Consider the following 17,232-nt stretch of genomic DNA (forward strand, 5'->3'; position numbering starts at 1 on the left):
CTCAAACAGCTTGCAATTTTTAACGCCAGGCTCGACCTGAATCTTTCTCCAAAATTGCTCAATGTCGCTCGCAAAATGACTTTTTACGAGTTCATCAATCTTAAACAGGTGGTTTTGGGGAGATAGAAGTATGTCGCAAATCAAACAGCTTTCTTTTTTAGACCGGTTTTTAACTTTCTGGATATTCCTGGCCATGTTCGTTGGAGTGCTCTGGGGGTATCTTTCCCCCGGCATACGGAATGTAATCAATTATTTTCAGATCGGCACCACGAATATTCCTATCGCAATAGGTCTGATTCTAATGATGTATCCGCCCCTTGCCAAGGTCAAATATGAGAAATTGGGGCAGGTTTTTCGCAATGTTAAAATACTGAGCCTCTCTTTGATCCAAAACTGGGTCATCGGCCCCATCTTGATGTTTCTTTTGGCAATCACCTTTCTCTCCGGCCACCAAGAATATATGGCAGGTCTGATTTTGATCGGTCTGGCCCGCTGCATTGCCATGGTCATTGTCTGGAACGAACTGGCCTCCGGAGACACGGAATACTGTGCCGGACTTGTGGCATTTAACTCTATTTTTCAGGTCATCTTCTTCTCTGTCTATGCCTATATATTCATTACCATTGTCCCTCAATGGCTGGGGCTTAAAGGCGCGGTGGTAGACATCTCCATCGGTCAGATTGCCGAGAGCGTTTTTATCTATCTGGGCATCCCCTTTTTAGGGGGTATGTTGACCAGGTTGATCGGGATCAAGACAAAGGGCCGTCAGTGGTATGACGAGACATTTATTCCCAGAATCAGCCCCATAACCCTTATTGCACTGCTCTTTACGATTCTTGTCATGTTCTCCCTTAAGGGCGAATACATTGTCCGGCTTCCTCTGGACGTGGTTCGGATTGCCATACCACTGTGCATCTATTTCGTGATTATGTTCTTTGTCTCCTTCTTTTTATCCATGAAGGCGGGAGCCACCTACGAGCAGTCAACAACACTGAGCTTTACCGCGGCATCCAACAACTTTGAACTTGCCATTGCCGTGGCCGTGGCTGTTTTCGGAATTGACTCGGGTCAGGCATTTGCTGCTGTAATCGGTCCTTTGGTGGAAGTGCCGGTTCTGATCAGTCTTGTAAATGTAGCCCTGTGGTTTAAGAAAAAATACTTTGTCTGTGCTGTTGAAACCTCAACCGGCATCTGCCATGTTATCTGCAAGCCATGACGGGAATAAGTGAAAGGATAAGGAGCGGATATGAAATTATTAAAAAACAAAATCAAGCAGATGATAAAGAAAAGTTATGCCGAAATAGCTCAACCCGACAAGTGTCGCTGTTGCGGTGACTCGTCAGATATTGCAAGCATATTAGATTTAAGTAAAAAACTCGATTATACAAAGGATGAACTCGCCATTGGCCTGGGAGATGCTAATCTTGGTCTCGGATGTGGAAATCCCTTGACCCTTGCGGATTTAAAACCCGGAGAAATCGTGCTTGATTTGGGAAGTGGAGCCGGATTTGACGCATTTCTGGCAGCAAAAAAAGTTGGAAAAGAGGGGAAGGTTATCGGCGTTGACATGACGCTGGAAATGATAAAAAAGGCAAAAAAGAATGCAGATAAGATGGGTGTAGGCAATGTCGAATTCCGATTAGGGGAGATCGAAGGGTTGCCTGTTCCTGATAATTCAGTTGATGTGGTTCTGTCAAACTGCGTTATCAATCTTTCACCAGATAAAAGGGCTGTTTTTGGAGAGATTTTCAGAGTGTTAAAGCCAGGGGGGAGGATCAGCATATCGGATGTTTTGCGTTCAGGAGAGATTCCAAAAGAAATCATAGATGATCCAAAAGCCTACACAGGGTGAGTATCCGGAGCTATCTCACCGGATGAGGTGAGACAGATTCTAAACAGGCTGGGGTTTGAATCAATAATTATAACAAAAAAGGGGAACAGCGAACAAATAATCAAGAGCTGGAATATCGGAGAGGGAACAGAACTCATGGTGTTTTCCGCATATATACAAGCCGGAAAACCATAAATACAGATAAACACTGGTGACAGGCGGCGCGGTCAAGCGTATCGGAACACTTGAAAGGAGGGCCTTTGAAAAACTTGATAATGATCCTGGCAATAGGATTTATCATCTTTGAGTTTATCGAGCATGTGATTTTCCCTCTGTTCTGGTATGTCAAAAACCGAAAGAAAAGATCAATCTGTGGCGTAACAGGTATGCTGGGAAAAGTGGCTAAAGTCAAACAGTGGCAAGCAAACGAAGGGCGGGTTTTTGTTAACGGGGAGCTGTGGAGGGCTATCAGCGATGTTCCTCTATCGACTGGTGATAAAGCGATTGTTCAAAATGTGGAAGGGCTAACATTAAGGGTGAAGCCTTTCAATGGCTGAATCCGGCACACTCAAAACATCCAACTCGTAGGACTATGGGACGTTCTTCAGATTATAAGTTTCTCATGCCTTTGTTTTTAACTCACAACATATTTAGGGAAGTTCGGGACGCTCCTTGATAAATTGATATGTCGATTAAATCTTGAGCGAGTACTGGGACGTTTAAGTAATCAACAGTTCAAGGCCCGTCCCATATGGCCCACAATATTAACCAAAATACTGTTTTTTAGGCATTAAATTTTTCAGCTATCTTTTAATACATTTAGGAGAAAAGCCAACAATGGCTGACAACACTTTGGCCGTTTTTGAAAACCATAAAATCCGGCGTCATTACGATGAAAAGATGGAAACCTGGTATTTTTCGGTGGTGGACATTATTCAGGTTCTGATACAGCAGCCGGATTATCAGGCGGCCCGAAACTACTGGAAAGTTTTAAAAAACCGCTTAAAAAAGGAAGGCAGTGAGTCGGTTACAAAATGTAACCGACTGAAAATGGAAGCCGCGGACGGAAAAAAATACCTGACCGATGTTGCTGATCCTGAAACCTTGTTACGGCTTATTCAGTCGGTTCCCAGCCCCAAGGCAGAACCGATAAAATTATGGCTGGCCAAGGTGGGATATGAGCGCATTCAGGATATGGGTGATCCCGCCCGTTCCCTTGACCGTGCCCGTGAATACTGGCAGCAGCACGGCAGGAGCGAAAAGTGGATTCAGCAGCGAATGATGGGGCAGGAAACCCGTAATAAACTCACGGATTACTGGCAAGGCCACGAAATAACCAAAGAAGACGAATTTGCTGCTCTCACCAACATCATTCATCAGGAATGGAGCGGTGTTTCAGTCAAAAAACATAAAAATATCAAAGGGCTCAAAACGCAAAATCTGCGCGACCACATGAGCGAAGCGGAGTTGATTTTTACGGCGCTTGCGGAACTTTCCACCCGGCAGATTGCCGAAAGCGTGGACGCTACCGGTATGGTTGAAAATGCGGACGCGGGGAAAAAAGGCGGTAAAATTGCGAAAAAAGCCAGGCTGGAATTGGAATCAAAAACAGGCAAAAGCGTCATCACATCCGAAAACTATCTTCCCCCGGCGAAAAAACAAAGACAGATAAAACAAAAACCGGACAAGAACGCGGACAAAAAATGATTGCAGCATCGCTCGGCAATAAAAAAGGGGTCAAGTCTGCCTTTGACCCATGAAAGACAATAAGAGACAAAAACCTTGGGAACAGAAGAGTTCCGAAGCTTAAAAATACGACAGAAAATTAAAAGACAGACAGAAAAATACAGGACATTATTAATAAGGTCAAAGGCAGACTCGATTTCTACTTATTAATTTTGAACAAGAGTCAATAGTAGACTTGACCCCTTACCTTTATTGATTGGGCGAAAAGTGAAAAGCTGGTTGTTTTGGAGATAGAAGAATGAAAAAAGAAAATTCCATAATTCTGTTTAATCAGAAAAAAGTCCGTCGTTATTGGGACGATAACAAGGAGCAATGGTATTTTTCCATTGTTGATGTGGTCGCGATCTTGACAGAAAGTCTCAATCCGCAAGCCTATTGGCGGAAGCTCAAGGAGCGGCTAAAAAAGGAGGGCAATGAAACCGTGACAAGTTGTCACGCTTTGAAAATGCAAGCAGCCGATGGTAAAATGCGATTCACAGATGTTGCGGATACAGAACAGCTTTTACGATTAATTCAATCCATCCCATCTCCCAAAGCTGAACCCTTTAAACTTTGGCTGGCAAAAGTCGGTTATGAACGCATTGAAGAAACCGAAGACCCGGAGTTAGCCTTTGAACGGGCAATGCAAACCTATCTGAAAAAAGGCTATTCCAAAGAATGGATAAACCAGCGCCTGAAAAGCATTGAAGTTAGGAAAGAACTCACCGATGAATGGCAGCAACGCGGAATAGAAGAGGGGCTGGAATATGCCATTCTAACCGATGAAATTACCAAAGCCTGGGCGGGTAAAAGTGTTAAGGAATACAAAAAATTCAAAAGACTGAAAAAGCAGAATCTCAAAGATAATATGACCAATCTTGAGTTGGTGCTAAACATGCTCGCTGAAGCCTCCACTACCGAAATATCCAAAAAGAAAAAGCCTAAATCCTTTCCTCAAAATAAAGAGGTCGCCAGGCAAGGCGGTCATGTTGCAGGAACAGCAAGAAAGGAAATTGAAGCTCAAACAGGGAAAAGCATTGTTAGCCCGGAAAATGCGGCAATTTTAAGGCTGGAGAATAAAAGAACTGATTTGGACAAAGAATGAAAAACTGTCGTTTTGGGTGGAGGGGTAAGAATGCAGTATTCCGTAGTTAAATACTCTAATGTATTGCGACACATTACGACATAGTATTGCGACATTTTGCGACAAGTATTGTGAAACAACGGCTGACTTGTCGAACTATTGTCGGGTGAAGAGTGAAATAGGCACCCATTAAAGGGCAGGATACATCGAAAAAATCGGGACCGGAATTAAGCGCATAGAAAACACCCATCCCTAATAAAGCTGTTTTATTGCCTTAAACAGATGTTTTTGTGGGCAAAAATACTGGTTTAGGGAGATTATTATACACGCATCCTGCCACAGGTTCGTAATAAAATCTTTCCAGGGGACAGTTCGGGACGTCCATTTGTAGACAAATGGGGTCTACTGTTGACCCATGGAAGACAATACAAGACGCAAACCTTAATAAAAGAAGAGTTTTGAAGCTTAAAAATACGACAGAAAATTAAAAGACAGATAAAAAAATACCCTATAACATTAATAAGGTCAAAGGCAGACTTGATCCCCTTTTCCTTGATGTTTTTTGCGGCAAAAAGACTATTATGAAGAAAACCGGTAACAGGATATCGGTAAAAACACTATGGCAAATATCAGTAATCCTCGCCATTGGTGCAGGACTGGGTCTGATCACCAACACTTTAAGGCCCGACAGCCTGCAACTAATCGGCGACTGGTCTGCTGAATCCAGAATAACTACAGCAACAGGAGAGGACCTGATTATATCACTTTCGGAAGCTGAAAAGCTGTTTACGGAAGATGCGGCAATATTCATTGATGCCCGTTCTAACGAAGATTTCAGAAATGGGCACATTGCAGGGGCGAAAAGCCTGCCCTGGCAGGATGTTGACCGGCTGTTTGTCGAGGTTATAAAAGATATTTCGCCGGACATGACTATAATTACCTATTGTGATGGAAAGACCTGTAAATCAAGCCATGATCTGGCGTTGTTCCTGTTAGACATTGGATTTAAACATGTCCGGGTGCTGGTAAACGGCTGGACAGTTTGGCGGGAACGTAGTCTGCCTGTTGAAGGAAGATGAAGAAAATGAGCTGGAATTGCCATCGTATTTTATTCCTTTTTTCCAGGTTGATATTGGGAGGTGTTTTCATTTATGCCTGTTTTGATAAAATTCTCCACCCCGCGGCATTTTCCAAAGCAGTCTATAATTACCAGATTTTGCCGGATGTTCTTATAAATCTAACAGCTATTGTGCTGCCGTGGCTGGAGCTTGTTTTAGGTGTTATTTTAATTATCGGCATCTGGATGCCGGGAGCGGTTGTAATGAGCAATCTTCTTTTAACAACGCTTATAGGTGCTTTGCTCTTTAATCTGGCGCGGGGGCTGGATATCAGTTGCGGGTGTTTTTTTAGTTCGGCTGCGGAAAGTTCGACTGACATTTGGACTGTGTTGCGGGATGGGTCACTTTTGGCCCTGGCTGTATATCTCCTGTTTATAATTTATTTTTCAAGAAACTGTGAAGTGTCGAAGTCAAACACATGATAACCAATCGTGATGACTTCGTAAAAAGTTGTCACTACGGTGAAAACCGGAGTCCATATTCTCTGCAACTGCTTGAAAAGACTGGATAGCGCTAATGCTTCACTACGTGCCCGGCTTTCGCCGGAATGACGGAAAATGGTATTTTTCGACTTTTTACGAGTTTGTCAATCATAACATTTTATTTTTTTAACAGGAAACCGAACAATGAAACTAAAGGTAATAATGGCTGTTTTATGCTCTTTGCTTTTATTTGCGATCCATTCTGATGCTGAAAATATTACCCAGGAAAAACCGGTTGCTTTTTTACCGGAGCAAATATTTGAATTTGAGCCGGTTGTAGAAGGAGCTGTGGTCATTCATGACTTCATTATTAAAAACAAAGGGACGGCGCCTCTTGTTATTTACAAGGCAACAGCTGGTTGAGGGTGTACTGCTGTCTCCAGTGCGGGACAGATCCCTCCGGGTAGTGAGGGGAAGATAACGGTTAAAATGCAGACCAGCGGGTATGGCGGGAAAAAAATCAGAAAAAATATCCATATTCAGACCAATGATAAAATTCACTCCGAACTTAGTGTAACAGTTACAGGCTGTGTTGAAAAATTTGCAGATATCAGACCGCAAAGAATAATGCTGAGAGGTTCAGCAGGGCAGCCGATAAAAGCACAGGTTGAAATTACCCCGGAAACTAAATACCCGTTTAAAATAATCAGCGTAATGGCAACACATGGGAAATACATCAAATTCAGCATAGCTGATGCAGAAAAATCGAATGCAGGAGGTTATGTATTGACCGTTGAAAATCTAAAAAAAGAAATCGGACGATATAATGATGTGATTTATCTAAAAACAGACAGCAAATTACGCCCGGCAATTCCGATCTATGTTATCGGCGATATTTTCAGCACGCCATTAGACAGGAAAAAGTAGCGTGTGCAAATGATTATGAATCCGGAGAAAGTTCAAATATGATGGCATCGTAAAAAGTCGAAAAGTTCTCTTTTCCGTCATTCCGGCGAAAGTCGGGCACGTAGTGAAGCATTAGCGCTATCCAGTAAATTCAATGCGTTCTGGATGCTGGATCAAGTCCGGCATGACGATTTCGAGACTTTTTACGAGACCATCAAATATAAAGCAGCTTGAGATGGCACAAGAAAGGGAAATAAGATGGAATTGAATATGTTTTCACTTAAGGTATTTTTGGCAGTTGCCGAAAAACAGAGCTTTTCCGGCGCTGCCAGGGATATGTTTTTGACGCAGCCGGCCATAAGTTCACAGGTTCAAAATCTTGAGAGCTATTTCCAGACGCCACTCGTGATTCGCTCACATTACGGCGCCATAGAATTGACCGATGCCGGCGAGATTGTTTGTCATTACGCCAACAAATTTGCAGCATTACGCGATAAGCTACTAAACGAAATTGAAAAACAAACCGGGAAATCCTTGACGCAATTGCGCCTGGGGGTATGTTTCATAGCAGGGGCGCACTTGATTCCAGAGACACTTATGGCATTTAAAAACAAGTATCCCTCTGTCAAGGTGTCACTCAAGGTTATCAAATGTGAAGAGATATTTCAGGAATTGTTGGCCGGATCTCTTGATGTCGGTATTACCGGCCTTTGGCTAAATAACAAGTTCCTTGTTAAGAAGAAGTTTGCCGAGGTGCCCTTGGCGATCATTGAGGCCTGCGATGCCCGGAAGCAATGCAAAAGAGTCGCTTCAATACGAGAATTGATCGGGACCCCATTAATCATGCGGGAAGAGGGCTCTGGGACGCGGAAATCTTTTCTGGAATTTCTAAGCAAACATAATGTAAAATTGAAAAGTTTTCAGTTCATAACCGTATCGGAGAGCGATGAAGCAATCAAGAGACTGGTGATGAGCGGAATGGGTTTCTCTATTTTGCCAGATTTTATTGTCAAAAATGAATTAAAAGATGGACGGTTATCTGAAATCCAGCTTAAGGAAGGAGCATTAAGTCAATCTTTTTTTGTGGTTTCTAAAAAACTGAGTGTAATCTCAATGATGCACCAAAATTTTATCGAATTTATATTAAAAAATAAGCGATAATGAAGCTGCCAGCCGCAACCTGAATCAGGCTTGCCCGAAGGTTAACTGCAAATAAAAATATTTATACCCCTATAATAATTTCTGATTTGATCTCTTCTCTGAAAGAATTTAGTCTCAAAAAGATTAATCTCAAATTTTAAATTTCAAAACACTCAATATTTTACAGCACTTATACTCAGTGAAGCGTCGGCGCTCAAATTTTCGTCTTCCTTAAAACAAAGCAGACAGGCAAAATAGAACCTTTTTCAAAGGGCACATATTATGTATTATTTCACTTCGTTATGAGAGGGGGTGCTGGAAGAAGCAAGGCTTGTCGTAGTTATTTGAAAAGGAAGCCAAAAGCTGATTTTTAATATCAACAAGAATATTAGGAGGTGTGGAATATGAATGAGGAAAACAAGGACACCCGAGAAGACACACAACCGGATGGCAACGGATTGTCAGAGGAGCGGCGGAAATTCATCAAAGCTATGGGGCTTTTCGGCTTAACTCTCGGTACGGCCTCCATTGCCGGAGGAATGACCGATCTTGCCGAGGCCAATACATTCCCTCCAATGCAAGGGAAGCTTGATTTTGATGAAACGGTTTATACTACCTGCGATATCTGCATGATCCGATGCCCGATGAAGGTCTACAAGAAGGGCGACAAGGCTGTATTCCTTGAGGGGAACCCTGCCGATCCCTTTAACAAAGGTTCTCTTTGTCCCAAGGGAAAGGCTGCATTGGGCTTTTTGAACAACCCGGATCGGCTCCTTTACCCCATGAAGAGAACCAATCCTGAAGAAAAAGGCTTTGGTGTGAATCCGGGTTGGGTGCGGATAAGCTGGGAGGAGGCCTACGACACTATAGTGAACAAGATCCTGGAGGCGACGGATAACGGAAAACACGGCGAGCGCTTCGCTCTATTCTCCCACGGCGCCTATGGCTGGTGTAAGAGACTGCTCAGCTCTTTGGGTTCCCCCAACATAGTTACCCACTACGACACCTGTTTTTCCCCATTTTTCGTTGGGAGGAAGGCATTGATCGGGGGGAATCTCTGGACCAACCTGGAAGGTGTTAAGTACATGTTAAGTTTTGGCTGGGACCAGCCTGATCGCTCCAAGAACCAACCCACCCAACAGGCGATGAAGGCCATCTCTAACGGGGCCAAGGTTACCTGTTTTAATCCCTTTCAGGGGGGGCTGGGATCCAAGACGGCAGACTGGATACCTATCAAGCCTGGAACAGATCCGGCAGTGGCCCTTGCAATGATCAATTACATCATCTCCAAGAACCGCTTTGATAAGAATTTCGTAAAAAGTAAGACAAATTTTTATGATCACGAAAAAGAGATCAGAAAACACTTTGCCAAATACACCCCGGAGTGGGCAGAGAAGATCAGCGAGGTGCCTGCCTCCACCATCGTCAGGATAGCCAAGGATTTCAGCAACCCGAAGAACTGGCCGGCCCTGGTGCCGAACCATAAAAGGGATGGCGCGGGCGGACCCAACTACACCAACAGCTACCAGATGGCCCATGCCATTATTATACTGAACACCCTTGTAGGAGCCATTGATCGTGATGGTGGAAAAGCGACCATGGCCTTTGGCTGGGCGCCTTCAGGAAAACTGGAGTTTGTTCAGGACCCGCCAAAGGGTGTAAAGGGCCTTATCAAGGAAAAAGGCTCCATTGACGGCAAGCACAAATTCCCCCTGGTCAGAGATCTCATCACCGATAGGGGCATCTTTTGCAATGTGGCCCAGAGGATCCTTGACAAGGACCCATATGAGTTGAAGATGGCGATCTTCCGCCGCTACGGAATCTTGAGTTTTCCCAATCCCAAGAAGATAGCTAAGGCGCTGTCCACCCTCGATTTTGTGGTCTTCATGGATTCCATGCCCAAGGAAATCATGTGGTTTGCCGACCTGGTGCTGCCGGAAAAGATGTTCCTGGAATCTGATTTTATTTCCTACAAGAAGGTCCCCACGCCCGGATATAAGCTGGTCTTTGCCGGCAACAAGGCACAGAAACCAGCAGGGGAGCAGAAGGGCTGGACAGGTGTCCTGCTGGAGTTAGCAAAGCGCCTCGATAAGAAACTGGGAACTGAGTATTTCAAACTCAAGAACGGCGAATGGGTGACTTCTAAGGCTGATAACGAGGCGATGCTTAAATCTATTGACATGACCTTTTCCGACCTTCTGAAGGCTCCAAACGGTATGTGGAAGAAGGAGGCTCCTTATAAGTCCAAGTCTGAATATAAGACCCCGTCGGGTAAGATCGAGATTTACGGAAACCTCTTTAAGCAACATGGCTACGACCCGCTTCCTTCCTGGTTGGAAAAGGCGGCAAAGCCTGATAGCAATTACCCCTTCTACATGCTTCTAAGGAGATTGCCGGGGCTCAAGCACAGTTCACCCATAACCTCTGATAATCCTTACAGCCTGGATGCCTTTCCTGAACACTATGCCTCGATTAACACCTCGTCAGCGAAGAAATTAGGGATCAATGAAGGTGATATGGTAGAGGTGAAATCCAAGCAAGGGGCCATCAAGCTCAAGGCAAGGCTTACCGAAAGGATAAGGCCCGATTGTGTGATGGTCCTTCATAATTACGGCCATACCGTCCCGCAGCTTACCTTTAACAAAGGACCAAGCGATGGTTATTTGATCCCTGACAGATCCGAGAATGACCCGCTGTGCAAAAAGGATTGGTCGGCAGGGGCCTGGATGAGTGATGTGTGCGTTGGCATCCGAAAAGTCTGATGAAAGGAGAGATGAGATGATGAATATAAATAGGAGAGAATTTGTTAAGAACCTCGGCATTGGAGGGATTGGGGCAGCGCTGCTGACAGGAACAAAATATGTCCACGCCGCAAAAGGAGGGGAATACGGTGTCCTTGTTGATGTGCGCAACTGTGTGAACTGTAAGGCCTGCCAGATCTCCTGCAAGATGTGGAACGGAAACGAGCCGGATCCCAATACTTACAAAAAGGGCTTTACCTCTTCCACCTGGTGTTGGGTCCAGGAAGTTGAGACGGGCAGCTTTCCCAAGGTGATATACCATACAGCGAAAAGACAGTGCATGCACTGTGAAGACCCTGCATGTGTTGCAGCGTGCCCTCAGGAAGGCAGGGCCATTCATAAGGAGCCCGATGGCATGGTTCTGATAAATCACGAAAATTGCATAAGATGTGAAGCGTGCACAGATGCCTGCCCGTTCGGCGGGGTGCCAAGGTTGGATGAGGAGACCAACTTGATGAAAAAGTGCACCTTCTGTGTGGACAGGGTACGCAAGGGCGTAGCTCCTGCCTGTGTGAGCACTTGCCCGGCCTCTGCCTTGAAGTTCGGGACATTAAAGGAAATCAGAACAATGGCCGGAAAGGCTAATAAACAGGGATATCCTGTTTATGGTATAGGGAAACAGGCTACTTCATGGGTTTACGTATATCCCAAGGGTGTGAAGGGATTTAAATAGAGTCATGGGCAATAAATAACAGACGCTCACAGTTATTTATTGCCCAAACATATTCTTTACCACAGGTCATCACCTCCTGATGCTTGGTTCACAATAAGTGAGCTGGTAAAGATCTCCGGGAGGGAGCCTAATAACCTGAATCCACCAAGGTGATGGCTCCCTTTTCTAATGAATAAATCTCATGCAAAGCAGCCCTGCCACAAGTTATGGCCGGGCTGCTTTACCTTCATGCTTCTATTATATGGCTTCACTTTGAGGGCGATTTGGTTTGAAAATTATCACAGATTCCGTCCTTATTTTCATCTACATAATTAGGTTTTGCAACCCCTGCTTTGTTGATCGGACATCTTCCATCGCTGAGACCTCTGCGAAAGCCTCTACCCCTGCCCTGGTTGCCGGCTCCAAAGTCACTGCCGGGCCTGGAACCGATATTATCACAAATTTCATCCCCGTTTTGATCCACATAATCAGGGCAATTTTGAGCTGCTTTATTTTTTGGACCACTTCCATCTCGGGCGCCTTTGCCATTTCCGGCATATGCAAAGGAAACAGCCGTCAGCACACATAAGCTCAAAACCGCCGCCTTAAATAATTTTTTCATTTTTCTATCCTCCTTTTACCGTTTTACCCGCCTTAGAGGGTTAAGTGCTTTAATAAATAAAAAAGGCGCGAAACTTGAGTTAAATTGTTACAAGATGATAAGATATTTCTATTGCAAATAAATCCTTGGGACACGATCACCTATCGTAGATATAATCTCGTAATTGATTGTATTGATGCTTGAAGCTATTTCATCAACCGTTATAGAAGCATCCCCCTGTTTGCCGAAAATTACCACCTCATCTTCAAGTAAAACCTCCGGGATATCCCCAACATCCAACATTGTCATATCCATGCATACGCGGCCAACAATAGGCGCTTTGCGACCGCAGACCAGCATATGGCCATTGGAAGACAGCAGGCGGTTAAATCCGTCCGCATACCCGATGGGAACAGTGGCAATGGTTGTCGGCTTTTGGGTTTCATATGTAATTCCATAACTGACCTTAAATCCGGCCGGAACCTTTTTTAGATGAATTATCCTTGCTTTAAGCTCCATGGCCGGCTTCAGATTAATCCGGCTTTTATCAACACTTTCAGATGTATATAAACCATAAATCGATATGCCGGTTCTGACCATATCAAGATGTGTTTCCGGCATATCTATCACTGCCGCGCTGTTTGCAGCATGTTTGACAGAAAATTCCATGCCAGCGCTTTTAAGCTGATCAATAAACCTCATAAATATTGCAAGCTGATTTTCAGTATAAGACCTGTCAGGGCTGTCGGAAAAGGCAAAGTGGGTATATATGCCGTCGATTTCAAGGTTTTTAAGGCGCGCAATTAATTCTACTTCATGCACAGCATTATCAACGTCCCGGCTTGATTGCGAAGTGCGGAAACAATCAGGCAGCAGGCCGAGTCTTCCCATTCCGGTGTCCACTTTAAGATGCACCCTGATCCTTTTACCAAATGAGTTTGCCGCAGAAGACAGGGCTTTAGCTGTTTTGTATGAATAGACGGTTTGTGTCAGATCAAACTCAACAAGCTCTTTAGCCAGACCAGGAGGAGTATAGCTGAAAACCAGAATCGGCGCATCAAAACCGGCCTTTCTGAGCTTAATGCCTTCGCTCGCTCTTGCCACACCCAGAGACCGGGCACCACTCTCCAATGCCGTACCCGCCACTTCGATAAGGCCATGGCCATATGCATTAGCCTTTACAACAGCCATAAGGCGAGAATCCGGGCTTGTTATTCGCCTCAATTCGCAAACATTATGCGCTATAGCCTTAAGATCAACCTCCGCCCATACAATAGGATGTTGCAAAAGCCGGCCTCCATGAAAATGTTTTTTATGAAACCATCAATATTTAACATTAATGAGAAACAGCCCGTGCGGAGGAGCGGTCGCTCCCGCACGGTTTCGATCCCTTGAAATCAGTATTGTTTTAAAATCATCCTGAGTGATTTTACCAAGCCCCACCTCCACAATAGTCCCGACAATATTACGCACCATATATCGCAGAAACCCGTTGGCCTCTATTTGAAAACACAGATTGTTTTGATCATATTGAACAAGAGTCGCATTTATTATGGTTCTTATCGTGTTTGACCTCGGGCTGCCCGACCCCTCAAACGCCTTGAAGTCATGGGTTCCCAACAGGCAGCTAATTGCCGGGTGCATGGCTTCCAAATTGAGTGTTTTGCGTATATGCCATACATAGCGCCGGCTGATGGCTGAATTAAGCCTTTGATTTAATATTTTGTAATGATATATTTTACTTTTTGCGTCATACCTTGCATGAAATTTATCATCAACCCGGCAGCATTCCTTTATTACAATATCATTTGGCACAAGGCTGTTCAGCCCTTTTTGAAAGATTTCAGGGCCAAAGTCTGTGTCGCAAAGAAAATTTGCCGTCTGGGCCAAAGCATGAACTCCGGCATCGGTCCTGCCTGAACCTGTCAGAGAAACCTTCCTGCCGGTCATGATATTAATTGCGTTTTCAATTACTCCTTGAATTGTGCGTCCGTTCTTTTGCCTTTGCCAGCCTTGATATTTGGTTCCATCATATTCAATTGTTAATTTAAAGTTGTTAAGCATTATTATTGCAAATTGACCTGTAAACCCTTTTTTTGCAGATACTCCTTGACCTCTCTTATGCTAAAGAGGCGATAATGAAACACAGACGCCGCTAATAAAATTTGTGCGCCACCCTGAACAACCCCTTCATAAAAATGCTCCAGCTTTCCTGCGCCACCCGAAGCGATCACCGGCAGATCTACAATATCTGAAATAGCCTTTGTAAATTCCAAATCATATCCAGCTTGAGTCCCGTCACCATCCATGCTGGTCGGCAGAATAACGCCGGCGCCAAGTTCCTGACACTGTTTGGCCCAGACCAAAGCATCTTTGCCTGTTGGCCTGGTTCCTCCAGAGACAACCAGTTCAAATCCGGACGGCATATCCTTGTTCCTTCTTGCATCGATAGCCACAGTTACCTTCTCTGAACCAAAGGCTTTTGCCGCCTGCCTGATCAGGTCAGGATTTTGGACAGCAGCGCTATTAATAGAAATTTTATCAGCGCCCGCTTCGAGGACCATTTCAATATCCTCCATGGAGGCAATACCACCGCCCATCGTCAAAGGGATAGTAATTACAGATGAAACACTTTTAACCCATTCCAGCCTACTCTTTCGATTTTCCAATGTTGCGGCTATATCCAGGATTGCCAGTTCATCAGCCCCTTCCTTTTCATAAAATGCCGCATTTTCTACTGGATCACCAGCATCTTTCAAATCCACAAAATGTATGCCCTTGACTATACGTCCGTCCTTCATGTCAAGGCATGGCATGATTTTTACCGGTTTCATAATATTTCCTTTTTTTTTAGTATGAGAGCTTTGCATAGCACCAGCATTGTCATTGCGAGCGAAGTGAAGCAATCTCACAACATGTTGACAATCCACAAGATTGCTTCGTCGCTTCACTCCTCGCAATGACCAAAAGGAGGCGTTTTACAACGGTTTGCTTGCTTCGTAAACATTTGGGCGGCTGTCACATCTTAGACATAAAATAATTATATTAGATGTTATATTACGTCAACTTTTATTCTGATTTTGGGCGGCCAATAAATATTGACCTGAAACAAGTAACATGCTATTTATCCACAAAATTAAGGAGGGATGGCCGAGTGGCTTAAGGCGGCGGTCTTGAAAACCGTTGAGCGTCAAAGCTCCGTGGGTTCAAATCCTACTCCCTCCGCCAAGAGATTTATCGTTGTTAAATCTCACAATTAGCTGGTAGCAATTGGCTTTTGGCAGAAAGGTTTTTTTACTAATATTATGCTACAAGCCAGAAGCTAAAAGCAAATTGTAACCCGCGTCAGCGGGTTCCCGGAGAGATGGCCGAGTCGGCTGAAGGCGCTCGCCTGCTAAGCGAGTGTGGGGCGAAAGCTCCACCCAGGGTTCGAATCCCTGTCTCTCCGCCAGTTTTACTTTTTGGGTTCCCGCTTTCACCTGCCTGTGCAAGCACGGCAGACAGGCGGAAATAACAAACCGAGTTGAAATATTGAAAGCAAAAAAAGGAGACAGCAAATGCTGCCTCCTTTTTTTATTAAGAATACTATTTATGTAATTTATTCATTATTTCATAGAAGTAGCAGCAGCATGGCTCTGCATCTTGATCTCAACCTTCTCGGTCAGGCCTGCATAGTACTCGCGGAGGATATCCAGTACCTCATTGCGACCAAAGTGATCGGGAATTTCACTGCCATCAGAGAGCATCTTGCGCAGCTTTGTTCCGGAAAGGACAACACGATCTTCCTTGCCGTGCGGGCAGGTTCTCAATGATGCCATGCCGTCGCACTTAAAGCAGTAGAATGTCCAGTCGATCTTTAACGGCTGACAAAGGAGTCTTTTCCCGGCATCTTTCGGCTGGGGAATCTCATCAAAGATATCCTGTGCATCAAACAGACCATAGAAGTCACCAACGCCGGCGTGATCGCGACCGATGATCATGCGGTTGACACCGTAGTTCTGTCTGAAGGTGGCGTGAAGCAGGGCTTCTCTCGGGCCTGCATAGCGCATGTCAAGTGGATACCCGCCCTGAAGGATATTCTCTTTAACAAAGTAACCGTCGATAAGCTTATTTATGCATTTGATGCGGGTTTCAGCCGGAATATCGCCAGCTTTCAGAGACCCGACGAGGGAGTGAATAAACACACCATCACATACTTCACAGGCAATCTTGGCCAAAAATTCATGAGATCGGTGCATCGGATTCCTGAGCTGAAGCGCTGCAACCTTGCTCCATCCCCTTTCATCAAAAATAGCGCGCGATTGTGCCGGGGTCATATAGGTTCCTGGAAACCTTTCCAGAAAATCACCTTCACTAAGCACCTTGACAGGACCTGCCAGGCTGTAATCCTTTTGATTCATGACCATGATAACGCCGGGATGATCTTTAGGAGCAATTTTCCAGAAGTTATCGCCCTGGGATTCTTCGCCTTTACCCTTGTAAACCTTTTCGCATTCCCATTTTTTATCAGCCTCGGTCATCTCATATTTTTCAGTGACCTTCATTGTGGCCATGATCTCTCCATCTTTATTCTGAAGAGCAATCTCATCCCCTTTGTTGATGCTGTCGGCATCCTCTTTAGAAGCAGACAGTGTTACAGGTACGGGCCAGAATGTGCCGTCTGTCAGCAAAAAGTTTTCGCAAACACTTTTCCAGTCAGCCTTGGTCATAAAACCGGTTAACGGGCTGAATCCGCCGATACCCATCATAATAAGATCGCCGTTTGCACGGCCTGAAATGGGAATGGTTTTTAATGTTTTAGCCTTTTTCTTCTCTGCCTCAAGTTCACTTCCTTTCAGCAAGCAACAGACTAACCCTTTTCCTCCATGTGGTGGTACTAATTTTGACATTGATTTAGTCTCCTTTTTTATTATTAACTCACGATTAAAATCAAAACACTTTCAACCTTTTTA

Annotated in this window: 17 protein-coding genes and 2 tRNA genes; 14 read left to right on the forward strand and 5 right to left on the reverse strand. The window is 44.6% G+C overall.

Going from position 1 to position 17,232, the window contains the following annotated elements; genetic code table 11:
• Positions 1–130 precede the first annotated feature (130 nt).
• The 12 genes from arsB to VMW78_02635 all read left to right on the forward strand — a co-directional run bounded on the left by arsB (position 131) and on the right by VMW78_02635 (position 11,700).
• A complete protein-coding gene (gene arsB, locus VMW78_02580; GenBank protein ID HUV49896.1) occupies positions 131–1,216 on the forward strand; it encodes an ACR3 family arsenite efflux transporter in 1,086 nt (361 codons plus the stop codon).
• Between the two features lie 30 nt (positions 1,217–1,246).
• Entirely contained in the window at positions 1,247–1,852 is a 606-nt protein-coding gene (gene arsM, locus VMW78_02585) for an arsenite methyltransferase (protein ID HUV49897.1), read from the forward strand.
• 27 nt (positions 1,853–1,879) lie between these two features.
• On the forward strand, positions 1,880–2,026 hold the full coding sequence (locus tag VMW78_02590; GenBank protein HUV49898.1) for a hypothetical protein: 147 nt from the start codon (positions 1,880–1,882) through the stop codon (positions 2,024–2,026).
• Between the two features lie 65 nt (positions 2,027–2,091).
• Entirely contained in the window at positions 2,092–2,388 is a 297-nt protein-coding gene (locus tag VMW78_02595) for an NfeD family protein (protein HUV49899.1), read from the forward strand.
• Positions 2,389–2,668: 280 nt separating this feature from the next.
• Positions 2,669–3,538: a BRO family protein gene (locus VMW78_02600; protein ID HUV49900.1), complete on the forward strand. Its 870-nt coding sequence runs from the start codon at positions 2,669–2,671 to the stop codon at positions 3,536–3,538.
• A gap of 277 nt (positions 3,539–3,815) precedes the next feature.
• Positions 3,816–4,661 (forward strand): Bro-N domain-containing protein, encoded by an 846-nt coding sequence (locus tag VMW78_02605; GenBank protein HUV49901.1) that lies wholly within the window; start codon positions 3,816–3,818, stop codon positions 4,659–4,661.
• A 560-nt stretch (positions 4,662–5,221) separates the two neighbouring features.
• Positions 5,222–5,719 carry a rhodanese-like domain-containing protein gene (locus tag VMW78_02610; protein HUV49902.1) on the forward strand — a complete coding sequence of 166 codons (498 nt, stop codon included), beginning with the start codon at positions 5,222–5,224 and terminating at the stop codon, positions 5,717–5,719.
• Positions 5,720–5,724: 5 nt separating this feature from the next.
• Positions 5,725–6,180, forward strand: a complete 456-nt coding sequence (locus VMW78_02615) for a MauE/DoxX family redox-associated membrane protein (protein ID HUV49903.1) — start codon at positions 5,725–5,727, stop codon at positions 6,178–6,180.
• 204 nt (positions 6,181–6,384) lie between these two features.
• Positions 6,385–7,107, forward strand: coding sequence for a DUF1573 domain-containing protein (locus VMW78_02620; GenBank protein ID HUV49904.1), 723 nt, complete (start codon positions 6,385–6,387; stop codon positions 7,105–7,107).
• A 249-nt stretch (positions 7,108–7,356) separates the two neighbouring features.
• The gene (locus VMW78_02625) at positions 7,357–8,247 is read left to right on the forward strand and encodes a LysR family transcriptional regulator (protein HUV49905.1); all 891 of its coding nucleotides are present in this window, start codon (positions 7,357–7,359) and stop codon (positions 8,245–8,247) included.
• Positions 8,248–8,630: 383 nt separating this feature from the next.
• Positions 8,631–10,988, forward strand: a complete 2,358-nt coding sequence (locus VMW78_02630) for a molybdopterin-dependent oxidoreductase (protein ID HUV49906.1) — start codon at positions 8,631–8,633, stop codon at positions 10,986–10,988.
• 16 nt (positions 10,989–11,004) lie between these two features.
• Entirely contained in the window at positions 11,005–11,700 is a 696-nt protein-coding gene (locus VMW78_02635) for a 4Fe-4S dicluster domain-containing protein (protein ID HUV49907.1), read from the forward strand.
• A gap of 247 nt (positions 11,701–11,947) precedes the next feature.
• Here VMW78_02635 and VMW78_02640 read toward each other — a convergent pair whose 3' ends face one another.
• From VMW78_02640 to hisF, 4 genes are all read right to left on the reverse strand, one after another.
• Positions 11,948–12,301 (reverse strand): hypothetical protein, encoded by a 354-nt coding sequence (locus tag VMW78_02640; GenBank protein ID HUV49908.1) that lies wholly within the window; start codon positions 12,299–12,301, stop codon positions 11,948–11,950.
• A 108-nt stretch (positions 12,302–12,409) separates the two neighbouring features.
• Positions 12,410–13,567 carry an alanine racemase gene (gene alr, locus VMW78_02645; GenBank protein HUV49909.1) on the reverse strand — a complete coding sequence of 386 codons (1,158 nt, stop codon included), beginning with the start codon at positions 13,565–13,567 and terminating at the stop codon, positions 12,410–12,412.
• A gap of 36 nt (positions 13,568–13,603) precedes the next feature.
• Complete coding sequence (gene truA, locus VMW78_02650) at positions 13,604–14,344, reverse strand: tRNA pseudouridine(38-40) synthase TruA (protein HUV49910.1); 741 nt, start codon at positions 14,342–14,344, stop codon at positions 13,604–13,606.
• 2 nt (positions 14,345–14,346) lie between these two features.
• Positions 14,347–15,114, reverse strand: coding sequence for an imidazole glycerol phosphate synthase subunit HisF (gene hisF / locus VMW78_02655; protein ID HUV49911.1), 768 nt, complete (start codon positions 15,112–15,114; stop codon positions 14,347–14,349).
• A 306-nt stretch (positions 15,115–15,420) separates the two neighbouring features.
• On the opposite strand from hisF, the gene VMW78_02660 reads away from it, so the two are divergent.
• Both VMW78_02660 and VMW78_02665 read left to right on the forward strand, forming a co-directional pair.
• Positions 15,421–15,508: transfer RNA gene (locus VMW78_02660), tRNA-Ser, on the forward strand.
• A 130-nt stretch (positions 15,509–15,638) separates the two neighbouring features.
• Positions 15,639–15,731, forward strand: a tRNA-Ser gene (locus VMW78_02665).
• 154 nt (positions 15,732–15,885) lie between these two features.
• Here the strand turns inward: VMW78_02665 and sat are convergent.
• Complete coding sequence (gene sat, locus VMW78_02670; GenBank protein ID HUV49912.1) at positions 15,886–17,169, reverse strand: sulfate adenylyltransferase; 1,284 nt, start codon at positions 17,167–17,169, stop codon at positions 15,886–15,888.
• Positions 17,170–17,232: the final 63 nt, after the last annotated feature.

This window comes from Anaerolineae bacterium (genome assembly GCA_035529315.1).
In the GTDB taxonomy this organism is placed as follows: domain Bacteria; phylum Desulfobacterota; class Desulfobacteria; order Desulfobacterales; family ETH-SRB1; genus Desulfaltia.